Here is a 20,232-nt window from a genome sequence, read left to right as displayed (position 1 = left end):
TTTATGGTTTCTACATACTTTGATCTGTTTAGTGCTTATCTCTTAAAGAATGGAATTAAGATCGACGGAAGTCTTGTAAATGCTAATATCTATGACGAGTCACTTGCTGAGATAACAAGATCTAAAGAGGGCAAAGCGAATATGTCCAAGAGCGATGCCCTGGAAATGGGTAAGGAAGTAAGCACCCAGGCCAGAGAGAATGCAATCCAGCTTTTCAATGCTAAGCAGGAGTATATAAAGAGCGGTGATTATCTCAAGGAGTATAAAGCATTGGAAACAAGGCAGACGATGCTTGACAGAGAAGATGCAGCAATGCCTACGCAGATCCATAAAACATTTGATGCCATCCTTGCAAAGAAGAAGAAATCAAAGATCAAGGACGATGTGGAATTCATGCTCAATGGACTTACAGACGAAGAAAAGCTTAAGCTTAGGAAATATGGCCGCAGCAATACGGAATTCCTGGAAAAGAGAAAACAGCAAGCAGAGGCCAAGACACTTGCAAACCTTAGAGAATTGATAATTCTTGCGGATGTATATGATAAGGTCCTGGTAAATCAAGGCTCAAAGAATATTAGTTTAGTTCTTAAGCAATACTCAAGCGACGAGCTTATGGTCATCAAGTCTTATAAAGGCCAGTTTGCAAAGTACACTGAGAGATTCTTTGATGCTGAAAACATCTTCGAAATGTTACGGGCATACGTTGTGTCCAGAGAGGAAGAATACCTCGAAGAGTGCAGGCAAAAGGAGAAGGCAAAGAAAGAGATTGAAAAACAGCAGAATGGTCAGGCAGATCCAGTTCTGAACGATCTCTTCAGTATCAATGCAGTTGATTAAAAAAGTATTAAATATTCTTAAAAGCGGAGAAAACCACACGGTTTTCTCTGCTTTTTTCTTTTATAAATCGTATAATTGAAATGTATGGAGTCAAGAGCAAACAAGACATGGGGACGGTTCTCTTGACTCATTGCGTGCAATAAGTCAAGAGAACCGTCCCCGTGTCTTGGCCATGACTTTTAAGGAGGAAAACATGGAACTTAAGCAGATATCGTTGTTTGAAGCACAGATAAACAACATGCCGGCAGATATGCCTGAGGAAGGGGAAAACATCTTTTGGTATGGCCTTAGTGATGAAGGGCAGTACAAGGGATTTATGGAGATAACGGAAAGCGATGGTATCAGCGAGATATCTTTTTTCATGGTACCAAGTCTTTATCAGGGACACGGATACGGAGATATAATGCTTGAGCTCTATCTTGATCAGTATATTCCAAAATCGGAACCCTCCAGTATGCTCACAGCGGTGTTTGAATATAACGGTGATCATGGATGGGAGCTGAGCAGGCTCTTTTCGGACCACGGGTTTGATATAAGTCTTCGCCATTTTCGTGAGTGCCGCTTGCCGTTTGATACAGTACACAAGAAGCTTGCGTCGAAAAAAAGCGGAAGCTACAGCGGAAGAATGGTCAATCTGGCCAGCGGGATAAGTGCTGTTTTAGATGATATCAGACAGATCAAAGATATAGACATAACTGTAAGGGATGTAAGTGAAGCCAGCGTGGAGCTAAGTGTTGCAGCCCTTAATGAGGAGGGCAAGCTTGAAGCGCTTCTTCTTGCTGACAGGGACCAGGGACAGAATGAGGTCCAGGTAACACATCTTTTCACAGATACTGATGATCCAACGATCCTTCGAAGGTTCCTTTCCTTTGCAGTTGAAAATGCCAGTCAGAGCATGAACCCGCCAAAGTGCATTTCCTTTGTGGCAGCAAATGAAAAGCTTGAGAAGGTAATGGATTCATTCTTCGACGAGCCGGAGACAGCAAAGCTTATTATGGCAGCTGCGGAATTTAATCTTGGTAAATATCTTGAGCAGCTGAAGGTAAAAGAAATCATTAAAGAGGTAAGAGTATGATCGATAGAAACTTGCGAGCAATCAAAACAAATAAAACCGACAAAGTTCTGAATCAAAAAAAGAACAGCGTTTCTTCGAACATTACTGATCAGACTAAAATCCTGGATGAGTCCAAGCTTTTAAATAATAAGGCAGTTAAGTCCGGTCTCAGGCAGGAGGACATTATTGATTATGGCCATATCAAGGATATGGATCTTAGCAAAGAAGATGGCTGGACCTATGAAAATCTTCCTACTCTGCGCCTTAACAAGGAAAGGGCTGAGCTTACAAAGATGCCGGCTCATTTGAAGGGCTGTAAGAAGACCTTTGCAAGGTCCAAATGGACAAAAAAGCAGAAGGGCAGAATTAGTAAAGCTGAGAAGGAACTTAAGATCCACAATGCCAGGCTTAAAAAATTCCAGGATTTTAAATTGGCTAAAGAGATTTATGCCATGCAGGATGCTGAGTATGCTAAGGAACAATATGCGGGACAGATAGCAGATGACAGTGCAGAAATGCTTGGAAAAGTAAACGAAAGTCTCACGAAGCACTCAATGATCGATATTTTGGATGCCTACAATGAGACCATGTCAAGTGCTGACAAGGTACTTCTCTACGAAAGCGACTCGCTGCTCAAACTTGAAACTGATGTAAAAGATTTTAATTTTGAGAACAAGACAGACATTAAGGATATTGCAGCTTTGTTTAAGAGCATTCTTAAATACAGCGAGAATCCTTTTACAAAAAATGTACAGGACAAAGAAACTGGCAAGATCACAGTAGAGGACCTTGGTGCAAGCCGTTATGAGGATATCAGGAAATATGCACAGCAGGTTCTTGATGTTGCAAATAAGCTTAGCATACCTGTTCCACAGGAGCTTGGCTACATCCTGGATATAGACAATGATCTTTTTGTGGGAGTCAAAGATGAGTTTGATCCAAAGGCCCACGCAAATGAGGCCTATATCCTGCTGATGGCTTCCGTTTCCAAGGTGTACTATGAATCTCTTAACAGATTTGCAGGATACGACGCGTTTGATGGAATAAACAAGTACAACGATGGAAAAGATAAAGAAAGGGATATCAGGAACTTTGATATTTTAAATTCTGACCTTATGGTCAATATCCGTAACATGCGTGATATGACCACTGTTTATGCTGCAGAGATTGCAAAGAACAGACTTGAGATCTTTAAAAAGACAGCTACTAAAGAGCAATTGGCTGAGCATAATCTCAATATCAATGTGCGTCTTGCAAAAAACGCACAGACCATTGCAGTGGATGTCAAGAAGTCTATGATCGGGGAAAAAGAGGCCGATCCGGAGGAGGTTTACAAGCAGTGGGAAGTCCTCATCAAGAATGATATCCGCAGCGTCAAGGCAGTAGACACAAAGGACATGAAGCAAAAGCCCTGGGTAATTGGGGATAAGGAATATGCTGATAAGGTTTTGGAAATAATGAAGGCAGATCCTGATCTTTATCATCAAAGCGGCACTGAGATAAAGCGATATCTCATAAGTATTAATGACAATCTGCATCATAACCTTCTGCAGCTTAAGGATGAGCTTCCCAAGACTTCTGTAGGGGAGCATTTCTGCTATGTTCCAAAGATGAGAGATTTCTTTATCGAAAAGGTAAAGAGCGAGAGATTTGGAATGCTCCTTAAGCCAGGCATAAATTTCAGAGACCTTCTTAAGGATAACAATGTCCTTCAAGACATCTTTGATGCCCCGGAGTTCTACGCTATAAAGAACAGACAGAAGGCCATAATGAAGACCATAAACGAGGCTCTTGGTATAACATTCTTTACCGATGCCAGGTCCCTTGAGAGTTTGTGGGCCAACAATGATATACAGGCTCTTTTGACAAAAAAAGCTTCCGGAATCTTTACAAGATCAGAAAACTATGGAATTAGTGATAAGAGCTTTAAGGAGTCCCTTGCAAAGATCAAAGCTACTGTCATCAGCAACATAGCTATCATTGACAAAAAGATCAGCATGATGGGAGTCTGCGATACTGCAAAAGCACTGCTTAAAAGAAGTATCGTTAAGTCAATGGGTGGAGAATACCTTCTTGGCTACAACCTGATCGCAGAAGATATTGTTGAGTACACCATCGACAATATGATGAACTATGATGGCCATGCAGCTTCTATTCAGAGGGCATGGGATAAGAAGTTTAATAAGACAAATCTTGCAGGAAGACTTAGCAGTAAGATTGAGAACAGAGTTGCTTCCCTGGTCAATAAGAATGATGAAAACAAAGAGTACTACCTGAGGCCACAGGGATTTAAAACTTCAGAGGAGTACAACAAGAAGTGGGATGAGGTAGATAAAAAGACCGACAATGTCCTTGCCAATATTAAAAAGCTTTATAACAGTAATGTTGCGAAAATCTTAGAGAAGGCTGCTGCTGAAACAAAGCTGACAAAAGAGCAGTGGAATGATATTGAAACCAGTTTTGAAGATATATGGCTTGATGAGCTTAAGGATCTTTATGGAGCTGACAAGTACTCTGCAAAAAATCTTGAGAAAAAAACTGCTGAGATCGAGAAGAAAGTCAAAAAGTCTATAGATGAGCAGATAAAGGCTACAACCAAACAGCGTGAAAGCCTTTTTAATGATGGGGATTTTGCAGCCCTTGATGATTATAATGCCACCCTTGTTACGAGAAATGAATTCCTGGATGGACTTAAGAACAACCCTGTCATTACCGTAGACTTCAAACAGCCTGTCATAAATCAGGATATTGAGGATCACATTTTTAAAAATGCTGTCCTCAAAAATGCCCTTAAGGTCAAGGAAGATAAAGAGCTCTTTATGGAGGTCTTAAAGGAAGAACTCCTTGATGAAAAGAGTCTTCTTCACGCAAGGTATCCATACCTTGAGGGAGTTAAGAGTATAGAGCAGCTTGCAAATCTTGGAGTTGTGGATTATGCGCAGTTCTTTGCTGATATTAAGCTTAGCCTGTCGGCAGTTGGAAGCATCAAGGATGATAAGGCTGCAGATGGTCTTCTTTTAGACGACTGGAAGTTTTGCGGCGTATATGGCCTTAAGAAAAAGCTTATGAAGGACTTTCTCACTCTTCAGATGACTCCAGAGCTCTTTAGACAGAGGAAAGAAGAGCATACAAAGGTCATGGCCGGAGAGGAAAGTGTCAACAGAATGCGCCTTGATGCTATGTTGGCAACAGACTTTGATCCTAACAACACTTACCTTAAATTCAATTACCTGAATATTCAGGGCAAACAGGTGAATCAGGTGGCGAGGATCAAGAGGATCAACTTTGCCGAGACCTTCTGGAAGAACTTGGCAAAGAGCGATGAGACCCAGATTGCGCCTGGGCTGCACCCTGAGCATGAGGATAGATTCACCAAGCTTATCCAGAAGTTCCTTGCTACTTTAAAAGAGGTTCCGGCTGATAAAGTTAAAGACAGGATCAGGGATTTTGGTACTTTCATTAAAGAAATGAAGATCACCAAAAAATATGAGGAAGGTACAGGGGCTGCTAAGTGGGTTATTGATAAGAACTCTGAAAAAGAGCTTAGTACATACCTCGGAAAAGATCATGGAATCCAGGAGATGGATCTTGAGACTCTTTTTGCAGTGAAGGCAATATTTGCCAATGTCATAGCAGCAGATTCTTCATCAACGAAGCTTGAAATGGCTGACTGTATGGGCGAATTGCTTTTGTTTGGCTGCGGCAAAGAGTACTTTGGAGCAGGCGGCGTCGGAGAGAAGGCATTCCTTGATTCTGGAGATGATCAGTACTACGCAGATATTGTAGAAAAGAGTAGAGACTTAATAATCAAGAGACAGCAGCTTACTGCTATTTTACAGGGACAGGACCTTAAAACCGAGGAAGTTAGTAAGATCCTTAACAAGTTAAAACCTGTAATTGCGGGACTTAAGGTCACTCACAACAAGAAAGACAGAGAAGAAAACGTCAGAAAATATGGAGTTGAAGACCTTCTTGATCTTTCCCAGAGGCTTATGGACATCTATGGCAGCGACGATAAGTGCGTTAAGGCGCGCAAAGAAAGTGAGGAGATCGGAAAGCTCTACTTACGAAGAAGAGATTACATCGATAATTATGGGGATCCCAGAAAAAGACAGGATGGCAAGTTCAAGGTTGTAAGAGACCAGATGATGAAGGATCCTGAGGTCTATAAGAAGATCATGACCACCACCGACAGCGAGTTTGAAGAATTCATGAAGCAGCTGGATGCAGAGATCGGTGTGGGCCTTGATGTTATGTCCAGTAATGACTTCAGAGGATCCATGCCCATTAACGAGCAGTATGTCATGGAGAACTGGCAGTCCTTCAAGGGCAGGAAGAGCTGGGACAAGGATCAGTGGTACACCTCTATAAAGAACTACCATGACGGATTCTATCTCAAGGAAATAAATGGAAAGAGCGTAAGAGACATACTTAACAATGTCCAGGGAAGGATGTGCTCAGCGGGCATTGATAAATCAATGGCTTCTGGCACCCTTCTTATGAAGCTGACCTACATCCTTGGTGCAGATCCTGCTTCCTTCGCGCTTTTGTACAGTGAAGACGATATGTTTGAAGCTGTTAAAAAGATAGAAGACCAGTACAAAAAGAACATGCAGTATCTGGATGAGACCATGATGGTCATCTATGACAAAGCCCAGAAAAATAAGGCCTACACAAGTGTCAAAGAAAATGATGATCTGTACAAAGAGGCAGCTAATGTATTCACATTAGGCGGAGCGGTCAAGCAGAAAAAAGAGCTTATGAGCTCTACGAAGATCTTAAGTGATCTTGATGCAAAGAGGGAGATCACAGAGGAAGATAAGGTCTTTGCAGACTACAGTCTTCTGATGCAGATCATGAATCCGAAGGCGTACCTGCTTAATGAAAGTGAGTTCAGACATTCATTCCTTGATAACCTGAAAAAGTACAAGGAAGCCCTTGGCCTTGACAGAAATAAAGACATCTATGGCGACAGGACTGTGCTTGATACAAAAGAGAAGATCCGTCTTGGTATTGAGATAAGAAAGGGCGAGGGAAGACTCCTTCAGAGAAATAAGGAAGAGAAGTACAACGAGTTTGTTGAAAAGAAGCAGTCCCTGGGCACAATAGGTCTTTTCGCATATAATGCAGATCCAAAACTTGTCACACAAAAGGCTATCGATAATGCGGCAGATTTTGTATATATCCATTTAAGCGATAACTATGGCAAGGCAGATCCTGAATTCATAAAAGGACTTCTTGCAGAGAGAGTTATTGCCTATGGTAAGGTTGAGGAAAAGAAACTATCTGACTATATCACAGCAGACAAGAAAAGGCTACTTACCCTTGACGGTGCCCTGCGCGCCCATGGGGGACTATCTGAAGATGAGATCAAGAAGGCAGTTGTATTTGCCTTTGCTCAGAATGCCATAAGAAAAGAGCTTCCATTAGATGGCACAAACGAAGGCGACGTAAAAGAGATACTGGATGAGCTTAAGCTTAGGAATGAAGCACTTGATATAGCTAAGCCAAAATCTCTTTTGGCAAAACGTGAGTATGACGAGTTCATGGAAGAGATGAACATGGCTCGCTTTACCATGAGCAAAGAGGACTTCCATGAAATCTGCAGGGAAAAGAAACAGTACTTTGAACTTGCAGATATCTGCTGCCAAAAGATAGAACAGGTAAGTAAAGACCTGGGCGTAAGGCTTGGACTTTTTGATTACTTAAAGAAGGATATCTTTGAAAACATAAGCGAAGATGGAAAGCTTGATATCAAGAAGTTCACAGATAGCATAAATGACGCTGTAGATAAGCTTGTTGGTGATCAGGTCAAGGCAGAGGGAACTCTTTCAAAAGAGAGCACCCAAAAGGTCGCCCTTACCTATCTTCCTGACTCAAAGGCTCTTATGCAGCATGTTTCAAGTAATAGTGTTACGGCTGCAGAGAAGATGAACTCTTCTGTAACTTATACAAGGGCTGATGTTGAAAAAGAGATCGCCCTTACCGGCAGGAAGGAGCTTATAAATGAATATAACAACCTTACCTGCGAGGAGCAGAAGGTCTTTGCACTGGTTCTTACATTCCCTGAAATGGGACTTTTGGATTCCAATAAGCTTACTTCTAACTCTGTAATGGTTGACAGGGATAAGCAGATCAGCAAAGAGGTAGAGCTCCAGGAGCAGCTGGCTTCCTATATCTATGGCAAGGACTTTGCTCCTAAGATCGATTACAGCCTTGTTATGAGTAAGCTCCTTAAAACTGACAGAAAGACAGGTCTTCGCAGAGTTTCCAAGACTATCTTTGACAAGGCAATGACTTACACAAAGTACTGCATAAGCAAGAAGCTGGAAGTTATGCCTAAGGATGCAAGACTCTCAGATGGAAGATACACCGCTGAGATCGGAAGAGAGCTTGCAGGAAAGCCCGGGGAGTACAAGATCGTTCAGGATGCTCTGGATACAGGAGCTTTCTATGGCGCCAAATCCTTCAAGGAGTTCTTTACTAAATATGCAGATTCAGAGATGAAGATTGATGAGTCTGTGGGCAAGATTTCAAAGAAGCTTGGTAAGTACAACGACACACAGATGTACATGCTGCTCCATATCCTTCAGGATAGAACAGTAGTTGACTATACCACTAATGACGGCAAGTGGGATGCGCTTATGCTCCGCGGAGTCCCATTTGTAAATGAGGAGAAGAGGAATGCCCTAAAAGAATCTCTTTCAAGCTCTGAAGGTATGGACAAGAATATGATCGCACAGCTGTGCACATCTGTGGATAACCCTATGTATGCAAAGGCAGCAGCTACGCTTTTTAGCTTCCAGCTCAAGGATAGCATAGATCTAAGTCAGACCGGTGTTTCGGCAGAAAGCTTTGCTAAAGGTGCACTTAAGCGTGCTACCAAGATTGATTGGAAGCTCCTTGAAAGAGCCATGGATATGGTCGATGAAATTGAGGCTGAGAACTTAAAGATCCAGGTTTGCAGACAGACTGTGAGTCACACCACAGACAAATCAGCTCCTAACAAAGAGGCTGCAGTTCTTTATAATGAAATTGACAGTAAGTTTAAGGAGAAGGACTTCAACCAGTTTGATTACTTTAAGGACTTTCTTGTCAGAGAGGCCAAGAAGAATCCAAAGGAGGCCATGCCGCTTATTTCTGCATTCTATGGAATGTCCGACAATGAGCAGATGCTGGTAGTTCACGCTCTTAAGCATAGAGATATACTGGATGTTTCTACCGACAACAATATCTCTACTGCCATTGGCATGAATGAAGACAAGTATGTAAATGAAGCTGGAAGGGACAAGCTGGCGGATTACTACATTGAGCACCTGTCTGTACCGGGAGCTAAAAATATCCTGGCCACCAATCAGCAGGATATCCATGAAGCCATGCAGTCACTGGTTTCAACACAGGTTTCCGATAAGAGAAATCCACAGAAGAAGAAAGATTTTGTGGACCTTATGGTAGGGAAAAAGATCTTTAACTGGGCATACATTGGTGCTGATAGAAAAACTGGCATTGACTGGGGACTGTTTGCAAATGCCCTTAAGTTTGTAAGAAGAACCGAAGGCGAGAGAAAGACATTTGTAGGCGAAGCAGAAAACTACCGTGCTACCGGTAATGTAGATGAGTACGGACGTTTCATGTACAATTACAAGTTCCTTAGAAAGAATCTGTACCGCTCAGGCAACAGACTCACAAGGTTCATTGGCAGAAGAGTCCGGGCAGAGCTTGAAGGGGCAATCCCAGGTTATGCAGTAGGTCAGAGAATCATGATGGCTTGCCTTAGCCCTCAGATGAGAAACAAGATGCTGAGCACCGGAATTGTTAAGCCTGGAATTACCAAGAATACTGCAACTGATTATCTTGGATATGCTGAAATCGGTGGTACAGTGACCAAGTCCACATCTGCAGTGCTTCAGGTGGTCGGCCAGGCTGTTCAGACCGGCTTTGCAATAGGCGGTGAGAGCCTTGAGCAGACAGCCAACGGACTTATGGGAATCTACAACATCTATCTTGATGCCAAGGGTATAAAAGAAATCCGTAAGCCTGTGGAGAATGAGGAAGAGCTAAAGAAGCAGACTGAGAAACGCATGGAAGAAGGCAAGAAGCGCCAGACCAAGGAACAGCAGCTTGTTACAAAGGACAACCAGCTCAACAAGGAATGGATATTGCAGGAGGTTTCAACTGCTGCAGGAACTGGAGCCAACGCCAGGGATATCATTGAAACTGCAACTGCCTGCGTCAACGTCCTTTCTGGCAGTAGCATCGGTATTCAGGCTGTCACTAACTTCTTTGTTGGCGGTATCAGGATGATCATCCAGGAGACACTTGAAACTGCACGCTTCATCACCAGTGTGGTAACTGATAAGGTTGTGATGGATAAGTATTTTGCAGATAACGGACCTTTAGGTGAAGAGATAAAGAAACTCAGGGGCGACAACGTAAACAAGATCATAAGCGACCAGACCGGCAGAAAAAATACGGGATCAAGAGACATCATGGATGGCTGTGAGCTTGAAAAGAAAGAGACAGAGTTCATGGGCGAAATGAGCAATGCCGAGCTCTTCAGGAAGGCCTACGGCTTTAAGGACTTTAGTGAGCAGGCCTCCTTTGTAGGATGGCACATCGTTCAGACACTGCTTCAGTGTGCAAGTCCTTTCGGCGTTGATGCAAAACAGTTCCTTAGAGCATCACTTCTGCTTGCAGCTATAGGCTGCAAAGACGCTGTTGGTAAGCAGGACAACGAAACAGCCCAGAGAGTTTACAACAGACTCATGGGCCAGGATATCAGGTGAAAACAAGCCACGGGGACGGTTCTTTTGGCTGGTTTTGAAAAATAAACCAGCCAAAAGAACCGTCCCCGTGGCTTCCCGTGTGATTGTTAGATATTTGAAATCTCTTCCTGGGTAAGGATCTTAGCGCCCTTTCCAAGAAGCCTTGCTTCGGCTGCCTTAGTGTCGGCTACGCGGAAGATCATTACGGCCTTGTCAGTGTCTTTTCCACCTGGGAAGGCATACATATATTCAATGTTTACTTCCGCTGCGGCGAAGATCTCAAGGAGCTTGTCAAGACCGCCGGCTTCGTCAGGAATCTCGATAGCAAGAACTGGTGTAAGGCTTGCTACGAAGTCGTGCTCTTTAAGGGTGTTTACGGCGCTGATGGCGTCATCAACGATGAGTCTTGCGATTCCAAAGTCCTTGGTCTCTGCAAGGGATGTAGCTCTCATATCTATTTTGTGTTCTGCAAGAACCCCTGTCATTTTCTTGAGGGTTCCGGGTTTATTTTCCAAAAAGACGGATATCTGCTGTACGCTCATGGTTATCCTCCTGTGAATAATGTTGTTGGTGGATATAATATTATATCACATCAAATCTTACGCTTGTCGATAACTCTGACTGCCTTACCCTCAGACCTTGTGATGGACTTAGGAGCAAGGAGAGATACCTTGGCCTTGATGCCAAGCATTGACTTAAGGTCTGCTGAGAGCTTGTTCTGCCTTGCCTCAACTTCACCAAGGTTATCGTTGAACATCTCAGGAGTCATCTCAACCTGAACGTCAAGGGTATCAGTGTTGTTTACACGGTCAACAACTATCTGGTAGTTAGCTGCATAACCGTTGTTTAAAAGAACTGTCTCTATTTCGCTTGGGAATACGTTTACACCACGGATGATGAGCATGTCGTCGCTTCTTCCCATAGGCTTAGCCATTCTGATAAGAGTTCTTCCGCAGGAGCACTTTTCTCTTGTGACTTTGCAGATATCTCTTGTGCGGTATCTGATCATAGGGAAGGCTTCTTTATCAACAGCAGTAAATACCAGCTCGCCCTGGCTTCCTTCAGGAAGGACTTCCTCGGTTTCAGGGTCAATTATCTCGACGATGAAGTGGTCTTCGTTTACGTGCATGCCCTTTTGCTCGCTGCACTCAAAGGCAACACCAGGACCTGAGAGCTCTGTAAGTCCATAGATATCAAAGGCCTTGATGCCCATGGTCTTTTCGATGGAGTGTCTCATCTCTTCACTCCAGGCCTCGGCTCCGAAGATACCTGCCTTTAATGGAATATCATCAGGACCATAGCCCATTTCCTGCATGCGCTCGCCAAGATATGCAGCATAGCTAGGAGTGCAGCAAAGGATAGTAGCCTGAAGGTCGTTTATGAACATGATCTGACGGTCTGTGTTACCGGAGCTGATAGGAACAGTCATACAGCCAACCTTGTGGGATCCGCCGTTAAGGCCTGCGCCACCGGTGAAAAGTCCAAAGCCGTAAGATATCTGGCAGACATCTTCCTTGGTTCCGCCGGCTGCCATGATAGCTCTTGCGCAGCAGTCCTCCCAGAGATCAATGTCATGCTGTGTATAGTAGGCGATGACTCTTTTTCCTGTGGTTCCTGAAGTGGAGTGGATCCTTACGACCTGATCCTGAGGAACAGCAAGAAGTCCCTTTGGATAGGTCTCTCTAAGGTCAGCCTTGGATAAAAACGGGAGCTTGTGAAGATCATCAACAGACTTGATGTCATCAGGAGTTACGCCCTTCTCCTCCATCTTTTTGCGGTAGTGAGGTACGTTATCCCAGACATGCTTTACCTGTTTAACAAGCTTCTCAGACTGGATTTCCTTAATTTTTTCCACTGGGGCACATTCAATCTCCGGTTGAAAATACTGCTCCATAGTTTTTCTCCTCCTTTTACTGGGTGGCATCGCCATATGTTTTAAATATCGCTTATAGCTTAGTTGTTTTTGCCAAGCTCGAAGGCTTTCTTGTTCATATCAAGGAACTTGGCAGGTACGTTTGCTTCAAGGGATTTCATCCATGCTTCTTCCGGAAGGTCAAAGTAGTGGGAGAGTCGGCCAAGGAGCACGATGTTTACTGCTTTGGAGCTGCCTGCCTGCTCAGCAAGTGACAGACAGTCAAGGGCATCAACCTTGGCACCTGTAGCCTTAAGCTTTTCAACAAGATTTTCTGGATACTCTGCAGCTCCGGTGATAACTGGCATTGGATCGATCTGCTGAGTGTTGGTAACGATCTGTCCGTCCTTTTTAAGGAATGGAAGCCACCTTGCAGCCTCAAGGAGCTCAAAGGATACGATGTAGTCGGCTTGTCCCTTGTCGATGACTGGTGAAAAGACCTTGTCGCCGTATCTTACGTATGTGACAACTGATCCGCCTCTCTGGCTCATTCCGTGTACTTCTGAAACCTTTACGTCATAGCCCTGGCTCATTAAGAGATGTCCAAGGAGTTTACTTGCAAGAAGTGAGCCCTGTCCGCCAACGCCCACGATCATGATATTTTTGGTATTCATTTTTCTTCTCCTTATTCTTGTCCCGCTGCACTAAACTCGAAAATACCTCGTTAAGTGCACGTGACTGGTTCGCACTAGGTTCGATACTACCTCACCAAGTGCTCTACGCAAATGCTCCTACAGGGCACAGCTGACTGCATACGTTGCAGCCAACGCAAAGTGTGTTGTCGATGGTTGCCTTGCCGTTCTTCATGGAAATAGCAGGGCATCCGATCTTCATACAGGATTTGCAGCCAACGCACTTATCGTGGTTAACGGTAAGCGGAGGATTGTGCTTAACATACTTAAGAAGTGCACATGGACGTCTTGAGATGATGACTGAAGGAGCTTCAACTGAAAGCTCTTCTTTAAGAACCTCGTCGCACTGCTTAAGGTTATATGGATCAACAACCCTGACTCTCTCAAAGCCCATAGCTCTGCAAAGGGCCTCAAGATCGATCTTGCCGGCAGGATCTCCCTTGATGTTGTAGCCTGTTGTAGGGTTCTGCTGGTGACCTGTCATACCTGTTATGGAGTTATCTACGATGATGATGGTTGAATTACTCTGGTTGTAGGCAACGTTTGCAAGACCTGTCATTCCGGAGTGCATAAAGGTTGAATCTCCGATAACAGCTACAGTCTTTCCTTCAGACTCTTTTCCCCTTACCTTGTTAAAGCCGTGAACAGCACCGATTGATGCACCCATGCAAAGAGTCATCTCGATGGCACCAAGAGGTGGAACAGCGCCAAGAGTGTAGCAGCCGATGTCTCCAAGGACTGTGCAGTTATTCTTTTTAAGAGTGTAAAAGAGTCCTCTGTGAGGGCAGCCTGCACACATTACAGGAGGTCTCATTGGAATGTTGTCAGAAAGAGCAAAGCTGTCAGCTGTGTCTTTTCCGAAGGCCTTTGCAATGAGATTTTGTGAGAATTCATCGCATACAGGAAGAAGTTCTTTTCCTGTAACAGTAAGGCCAAGAGCCTTTACGTGATTCTCAATGATTGGATCAAGTTCCTCAACAACAAAGAGCTTGTCTACCTTTGAAGCGAAGTCCTTAATTAGTTTTTCTGGAAGAGGGTTGGTCATTCCAAGCTTAAGAACTGAAACGGAATCTCCAAATACCTCTTTTACATACTGATATGAAGTAGAGCAGGTAATGATACCAATCTCAGTGCCGCCCATTTCAACGCGGTTAAGAGGGCAGTTTTCTGCGTACTCGATGAGCTTTCTTGTGCGCTCTTCAACGATGGGGTGACGCTTTTTTGCATTGCCAGGCATCATAACATATTTCGCGATATCTTTTTCATAAGGAAAATCTGGAACCTGACGCTCGCCAACAGTTACCAGGGACTGGGAGTGAGCAACTCTTGTGCACATTTTAAGGAGCACAGGAGTGTCGAACTTCTCAGAGATCTCGTAGGCAAGCTTGGTGTACTTAAGAGCCTCTTCTGAGTCTGATGGCTCGATCATGGGAACCTTGGATGCGATGGCGTGATGCCTTGAATCCTGCTCGTTCTGAGATGAGTGCATGCCTGCGTCGTCAGCTACAACGATGACCATTCCTGCATTTACACCTGTGTAGCTCATGGTGTAAAGAGGATCAGCAGCCACGTTAAGTCCAACGTGCTTCTGAGCACAAAAGCTTCTGCGGCCTGCAAGGCTGGCGCCAAAAGCGGACTCCATGGCAACCTTCTCGTTAGGTGCCCATTCGCAGTAGATCTCATCATATTTAGCCGCTTCCTCGGTGACCTCAGTACTTGGGGTTCCGGGATAGCTTGAAATAAAGCAGACACCGGCCTCATAAAGACCACGGGCAACAGCCTTATTACCCAGCATGATCTGCTTGTCTTTGTTGTCGTTCATTGTAAAACCTCCTACTTTTTACAGAAAATATTTAATATCAGGACTGATTCTGATCTTCGACGATATGTGCGCCGGCGTAGATCTCGCGAAGCTTTGGCTTGTCGATCTTTCCGGTTGCGTTTCTTATGACATTTGCGAAAATGATCTTTCTTGGTCTCTTGTACCTTGGAAGATCTACGCAGAACTCATCAACTTCTTCTTCTGTTAAGGTCATTCCTTCTTTTACCTGGATGATGGCAGCTGCGATCTCGCCAAGACGCTGGTCGCGAAGGCCGATAACAGCCGCGTCATGGATCTTGTTGTTCTTCATAAGGAAGCTCTCAATCTGAACAGGATACAGGTTCTCACCGCCGGAGATGATGACGTCTTTCTTTCTGTCTACCAGGAAGATGAAGCCTTCTTCGTCCTGACGGGCCATGTCTCCTGTAAAGAGCCAGCCGTCCTTTAATATCTCAGCTGTTGCCTCAGGGTTCTTGTAATATTCAACCATTACGCCAGGACCCTTTACGCAGAGCTCGCCAATCTCGCCCTGTTTAACAACGTTTCCTTCTTCATCAACGATCTTGGTCTTCCAGCCGTAGCCAGGAATTCCGATGGCGCCAACCTTTCTGACATTTTCCATGCCAAGGTGTACGCAGCCGGGGCCTGTTGATTCTGAAAGGCCGTAGTTGGTGTCGTACTTGTGATGTGGAAAGTACTCAAGCCAGTGACGAACCAGTGAAGGTGGGATTGGCTGAGCACCGATGTGCATAAGTCTCCACTGCTTTAAGTGGAAGTCCTCAAGTTTTAGTTTGCCGCTGTCAAGGGCCGCGAGAATGTCCTGAGCCCAGGGCACAAGGAGCCACACGATGGTGCATCTCTCTTCAGACACTGCCCTGAAGATTGCTTCAGGTGAATTGCCCTTAAGAAGTACAGCGCGGCTTCCGGTGTAAAGAGATCCAAACCAGTGCATTTTTGCTCCAGTGTGATAAAGGGGCGGGATGCAAAGGAAATTGTCTGCGTGAGTGGTCTCATGATGCATGGCTTCCATCTGAGCTGACTGCATTAAAGCTGTGTGGATGTGCAAAATAGCCTTTGGAAAGCCTGTTGTTCCTGATGAAAAATAGATAGCTGCATCATCCTTGTCCTCAATAAGGATCTTGGGAGCCTTGGAGGATGCGTTTGATGCGTATCTGTAGTAATCGTCTGCATAGGATGGGCACTGATCACCTACGAACAAAAGAAGCATCTCTTTTTTTAGTTTCTGGGCGATGTCCTCAATTCTTCCGATGAATTCTGGTCCGTAGAACAAAACATCTGAATCTGATGCCTTGAGACAGTAATCGATCTCCTCTGAGTCAAAACGGAAATTAAGAGGAACTGCAACGGCGCCGGCCTTAAGAACACCAAAGTAGATTGGCAGCCATTCAAGGCAGTTCATAAGTAAAATGGCACATTTCTGTCCCTTTTTGATTCCTCTTTCGATCAGCATGTTGGCCACGCGGTTTGCCTTCTCATCAAACACGGACCAGGTGATCTGTCTTCTGTAATAGTTGGTAGATGTTGGCTGGATGAGTTCGTATTCCTTCCAGGTAACACGTTGTTCTTCCTTTATCTCAGGATTGATCTCAACAAGCGCAACTTCATCTCCGTAGAGTTTAGAGTTTCTCTCTAATAAATCTGTAATTGGCATAATATAATTCTCCCCCGCTTTAAAGTGCTAAAGTAAAGTATACCTTTTTTTCTTTTAAAAAGCAAATAAAAAGGAGAAAGTAGTCAGACGCTGAAAAAATTTTAGAAAAAATTATGATTATATTATTTTTCGGATAATTGATAAACAACATTCCGTGTATTAGTATAGTAATATCGCTACTTTTTATAGCGAATTTTCAGAACAGGAGATGGTAAAAGTGAAGACTAAAAGAGGATCCCTTAAAAAGACATTACTTACCAAGATCATCATCTATTCAGCGATCATTATCGTTGTTATCACACAGCTTAGTATTAAGCTTGCGGTTGATAATATCGAGCCTCTTACTTACAACATTCTGGCCAGAGAGTCTCTGACATATGCAAGTGAGATACAGAGCTGGTGGAGCGGCGTTCAGGAGAGAGTTTCTCAGACTGCATCTGTTATCAAAAAGTCGCCTTCTATGTCTCATGAGGATATGAGAAATCTTCTGCTTGCTCTTACTGCGGAGGACCCGGATTCTCAGGATATTTATATGGCTTATGGAAACGAGAATGTATTTCTTGATGGTTCAGGCTGGATCCCTGACGATACCTTTGTATTTACAGACAGACCATGGTATCAGGGAGCTATTGCGGCAGGAGGAAATGTCTTTTCATCTGAGCCTTATGTAGATGCCTCCACAGGCAAGACCTGTCTTGCATGTTCTGTAATGATAAGCGATGGCACAGTTTTAAGTAGTGACATCAACTTTGATAAAGTGGCTGAGAAGGTAAATGGTTTTGCCTCCTATGCACCGGATGCCAAGTACTACATCATTAATAAGGATACAAAAGACATACTTATAAGCAATGTGACTGAGAGTGTTGGCCAGACTCTTGCTGATACAACTGATCCAATAGCGAAGGGACTTGCTGCTATATATGACACCTTAAATACCTCAGCTACAAGTGATGGCAGCAGAGTTATGACAGCAAAGACTGACGCAGGCTCCATGATGTTTGTTGCTACTGATATTGCTGGCACATCCTGGGTTGTAGTAAGTGCTGTTTCTTCAGATATCCTTAGCGGTGCCATCGTCAAGGTCATTGTACTGACAATGGTTATTGGCCTGGTACTTATTATCCTTATGGCTGTGCTCATGTACTTTACAATAAAGAAGTCTATCGGTCCTGTAACCACAGTTACAGAGAGACTTACAGACATCAGCCAGGGCGACTTTACCGTTGCCCTTGTTCCTGAAGGAAACAACGAGATCACAACTCTTAGTGAGAGCTTAAATACATATATTGAAAAGATGAGGACAACCCTCAACAGTCTGTCTGGAATTTCAGGCGAGATGAGCAGCCGCGCAGGAGAGTGCTTCGACATCTCCCACAGCCTTTCAGATGCCAACCAGAATCAGGGAGAGTCCATTGAAAAGCTCAACAGCACCTTAAATGCTATGACTACATCTATCGAAGAGATTGCAGATGCTGCCAACGAGCTTGCTTCCACATCCAGCCAGCTTGCTACTAACGCTGAGGATGTACGTGCTCTCTGCGACCAGACCATGGATGCTTCAGGCAAGGGTAAGGGCGAGATGGAACTTATGACCAAGAATGTTACAACACTTGGAAATACCATCAACGAGCTCACAGACCTTATCAAAGTTACTGCTAAGTCAGTTGAAGAGATCACCGGAATCACAGAGGCCATCAATGCTATTTCCGCTCAGACCAATCTTCTTTCACTTAATGCTTCTATTGAGGCTGCAAGAGCAGGAGAGATGGGTAAGGGATTTGCTGTAGTAGCTCAGGAGGTTGGCGCACTGGCAAATCAGTCATCTGAGGCTACCGACAATATCAGAAGACTTATAGAAGATGTAACTAAGAATATCGAAGATATCAACAGCAAGGCTGATATCTGTGTAAAAGATATGGAGGCCTGCATAAGCGGTGTTAATGAGGCCAACGATTCCTTCAACACTATCTACGAAGATGTCAGCAAGGCTACAGAAGGTATCCAGGAGATCGCCAGTGGAATCGAGAGGATCAATGATGTTGCATCTGGAAATGCAGTCACCACTAAGGAACAGGTTTCCAATATTAACGAAGTCCTTGGACTTAGCGATGTGATCGTAACTGAGAGTAACAGACTCCGCCAGGAGACTGAAAATATCACGACCGTATCCGAGAACCTGAACAAGTACTCAGACGAGATCAATTCTGATCTGTCACAGTATACACTGTAAAAACAAGACACGGGGACGGTTCTACTGACAAGACACGGGGACGGTTCTACTGTCTCATTGCATGCAATGAGACAGTAGAACCGTCCCCGTGTCTTGTTATCGCTGCATTTTATTGAGCAGGCTGCCAATAGGGTTGTAGTGGACCTTCATGGCTCCTACCGGGCAGAATTCCTGGCAGCAGAAGCACTTGATGCACTTGCTTCGGTCGATCTGCGGAATGTAGCCGGTGCCTTTTGGGGATGCACCCTTTGAAGGAATCATGGTGATTGCCTTTGCGGGGCAGGTGTCGTGGCACTTTTTACAGCCTATGCACTCGTCCTTTTTAACAAGGGGCTTGGTTGAGTAGGCCAGTTTTACGGCAATTGATTTTATCCTGTTAAAAGCGCTTCCGCCCTCAAAGGTAATGCTCTGGTGGATGGTAGCTCTTTTAAAATCAGGGATCTTGGCATCTTCGAGGCTGTAGCTGCCAAGAATAGAGACTTCACTTATATCTTTAGGACCAAGGCCTCTTTCATTTGCCACGAGCAGTGTCTGAACATCATTTATTCCCATTCCGATCATATGAGCGCAGACCATATCAAGGCTGTAGGGCCTTTTGGAAGCAAGGATGGCACCGATATGTCTCTTTTCGCCGGCTGTAGGGCCGTTGCCTTCCATTCCGTCTATGGCATCCACGATGTAGAGCACAGGCTTAAAGAATTCATTGAGATCCACCATGACGTTGGCAAAGGCCTTCTCTTCAGGAAATCTCATGTGGTAGTCGGGCTTGGTGGTTCCGGGAATGCAGCCAAACATATTTTTAACAGCACAGCTCATGCCCATCATGGCGTGAGTTTTTAATTTGGAAAAACCGATAATGGCGTCCACATCGTCAAGCCATCCAGTGTAGATGAAGCTCTTAAGGGATTCGGCCTCAGGGAACTTTCCGTCCTTTATGGAAAAGTCGGTGTTGAGGGTAACGGAGCTGCTTTCAAGCTCGTGTAGTCCGCAGGATTTATAAACGTTCTGAACAAAAGCCTGAGTATACAGACCTCCGGGGCTGTCACCGATCACTACGCTTGCGCCTCTTTCTGTAATGAGCTCGCACAGTCTTCTTAAAAGTACCGGATGAGTGGTGATTGCTTTATTTGCAGAGGAGCCTGTAACCAGGTTCGCCTTTATACCGATCTTCATGCCGGGCTTAACAAAGTCCAGGGCATTTATGAGATCAAGGCTCTCATCGAGAGCTCTTTTCACCTCTTCATATTCATAGCTGTCGCACTTAACCAGTGCTACTGGGGTATTTGACATTAGTGATAATCCTTTCTC

General features: G+C 44.3%; 10 protein-coding genes. 4 read left to right on the top strand and 6 right to left on the bottom strand.

Features of this window, described 5'->3' with window-relative positions; translation table 11 throughout:
- From J6I68_RS00775 to J6I68_RS00765, 3 genes are all read left to right on the top strand, one after another.
- On the top strand, window positions 1-837 hold an 837-nt coding region (locus tag J6I68_RS00775), incomplete at its 5' end, for a hypothetical protein (RefSeq protein WP_292216402.1).
- Between the two features lie 193 nt (window positions 838-1,030).
- Window positions 1,031-1,912, top strand: coding sequence for a hypothetical protein (locus J6I68_RS00770; protein ID WP_292216400.1), 882 nt, complete (start codon window positions 1,031-1,033; stop codon window positions 1,910-1,912).
- A complete protein-coding gene (locus J6I68_RS00765; RefSeq protein WP_292216399.1) occupies window positions 1,909-10,677 on the top strand; it encodes a hypothetical protein in 8,769 nt (2,922 codons plus the stop codon). The genes J6I68_RS00770 and J6I68_RS00765 overlap by 4 nt, the downstream gene beginning before the upstream one ends.
- Window positions 10,678-10,763: 86 nt before the next feature.
- Here J6I68_RS00765 and J6I68_RS00760 read toward each other — a convergent pair whose 3' ends face one another.
- The 5 genes from J6I68_RS00760 to J6I68_RS00740 form a co-directional block, all read right to left on the bottom strand.
- Window positions 10,764-11,198, bottom strand: a complete 435-nt coding sequence (locus J6I68_RS00760) for an ACT domain-containing protein (RefSeq protein ID WP_292216397.1) — start codon at window positions 11,196-11,198, stop codon at window positions 10,764-10,766.
- A 50-nt stretch (window positions 11,199-11,248) separates the two neighbouring features.
- Window positions 11,249-12,550: a phenylacetate--CoA ligase family protein gene (locus J6I68_RS00755; RefSeq protein WP_292216395.1), complete on the bottom strand. Its 1,302-nt coding sequence runs from the start codon at window positions 12,548-12,550 to the stop codon at window positions 11,249-11,251.
- A 59-nt stretch (window positions 12,551-12,609) separates the two neighbouring features.
- The gene (locus tag J6I68_RS00750) at window positions 12,610-13,182 is read right to left on the bottom strand and encodes an indolepyruvate oxidoreductase subunit beta (protein WP_292216393.1); all 573 of its coding nucleotides are present in this window, start codon (window positions 13,180-13,182) and stop codon (window positions 12,610-12,612) included.
- A gap of 103 nt (window positions 13,183-13,285) precedes the next feature.
- A complete protein-coding gene (gene iorA, locus J6I68_RS00745; RefSeq protein WP_292216391.1) occupies window positions 13,286-15,022 on the bottom strand; it encodes an indolepyruvate ferredoxin oxidoreductase subunit alpha in 1,737 nt (578 codons plus the stop codon).
- 37 nt (window positions 15,023-15,059) lie between these two features.
- The gene (locus J6I68_RS00740; protein ID WP_292216389.1) at window positions 15,060-16,694 is read right to left on the bottom strand and encodes a class I adenylate-forming enzyme family protein; all 1,635 of its coding nucleotides are present in this window, start codon (window positions 16,692-16,694) and stop codon (window positions 15,060-15,062) included.
- A 217-nt stretch (window positions 16,695-16,911) separates the two neighbouring features.
- Between J6I68_RS00740 and J6I68_RS00735 the strand changes: the two genes are divergently transcribed.
- Entirely contained in the window at window positions 16,912-18,924 is a 2,013-nt protein-coding gene (locus J6I68_RS00735; protein WP_292216387.1) for a methyl-accepting chemotaxis protein, read from the top strand.
- A gap of 96 nt (window positions 18,925-19,020) precedes the next feature.
- Here J6I68_RS00735 and J6I68_RS00730 read toward each other — a convergent pair whose 3' ends face one another.
- A complete protein-coding gene (locus J6I68_RS00730) occupies window positions 19,021-20,214 on the bottom strand; it encodes a DUF362 domain-containing protein (protein WP_292216385.1) in 1,194 nt (397 codons plus the stop codon).
- Between the last annotated feature and the right edge of the window lie 18 nt (window positions 20,215-20,232).

This window comes from Butyrivibrio sp. (assembly GCF_017940685.1).
GTDB lineage: Bacteria > Bacillota > Clostridia > Lachnospirales > Lachnospiraceae > Butyrivibrio.
Note: the sequence above shows the minus strand (reverse complement) of the source record. Positions and strands in the feature narration are given on the sequence as shown.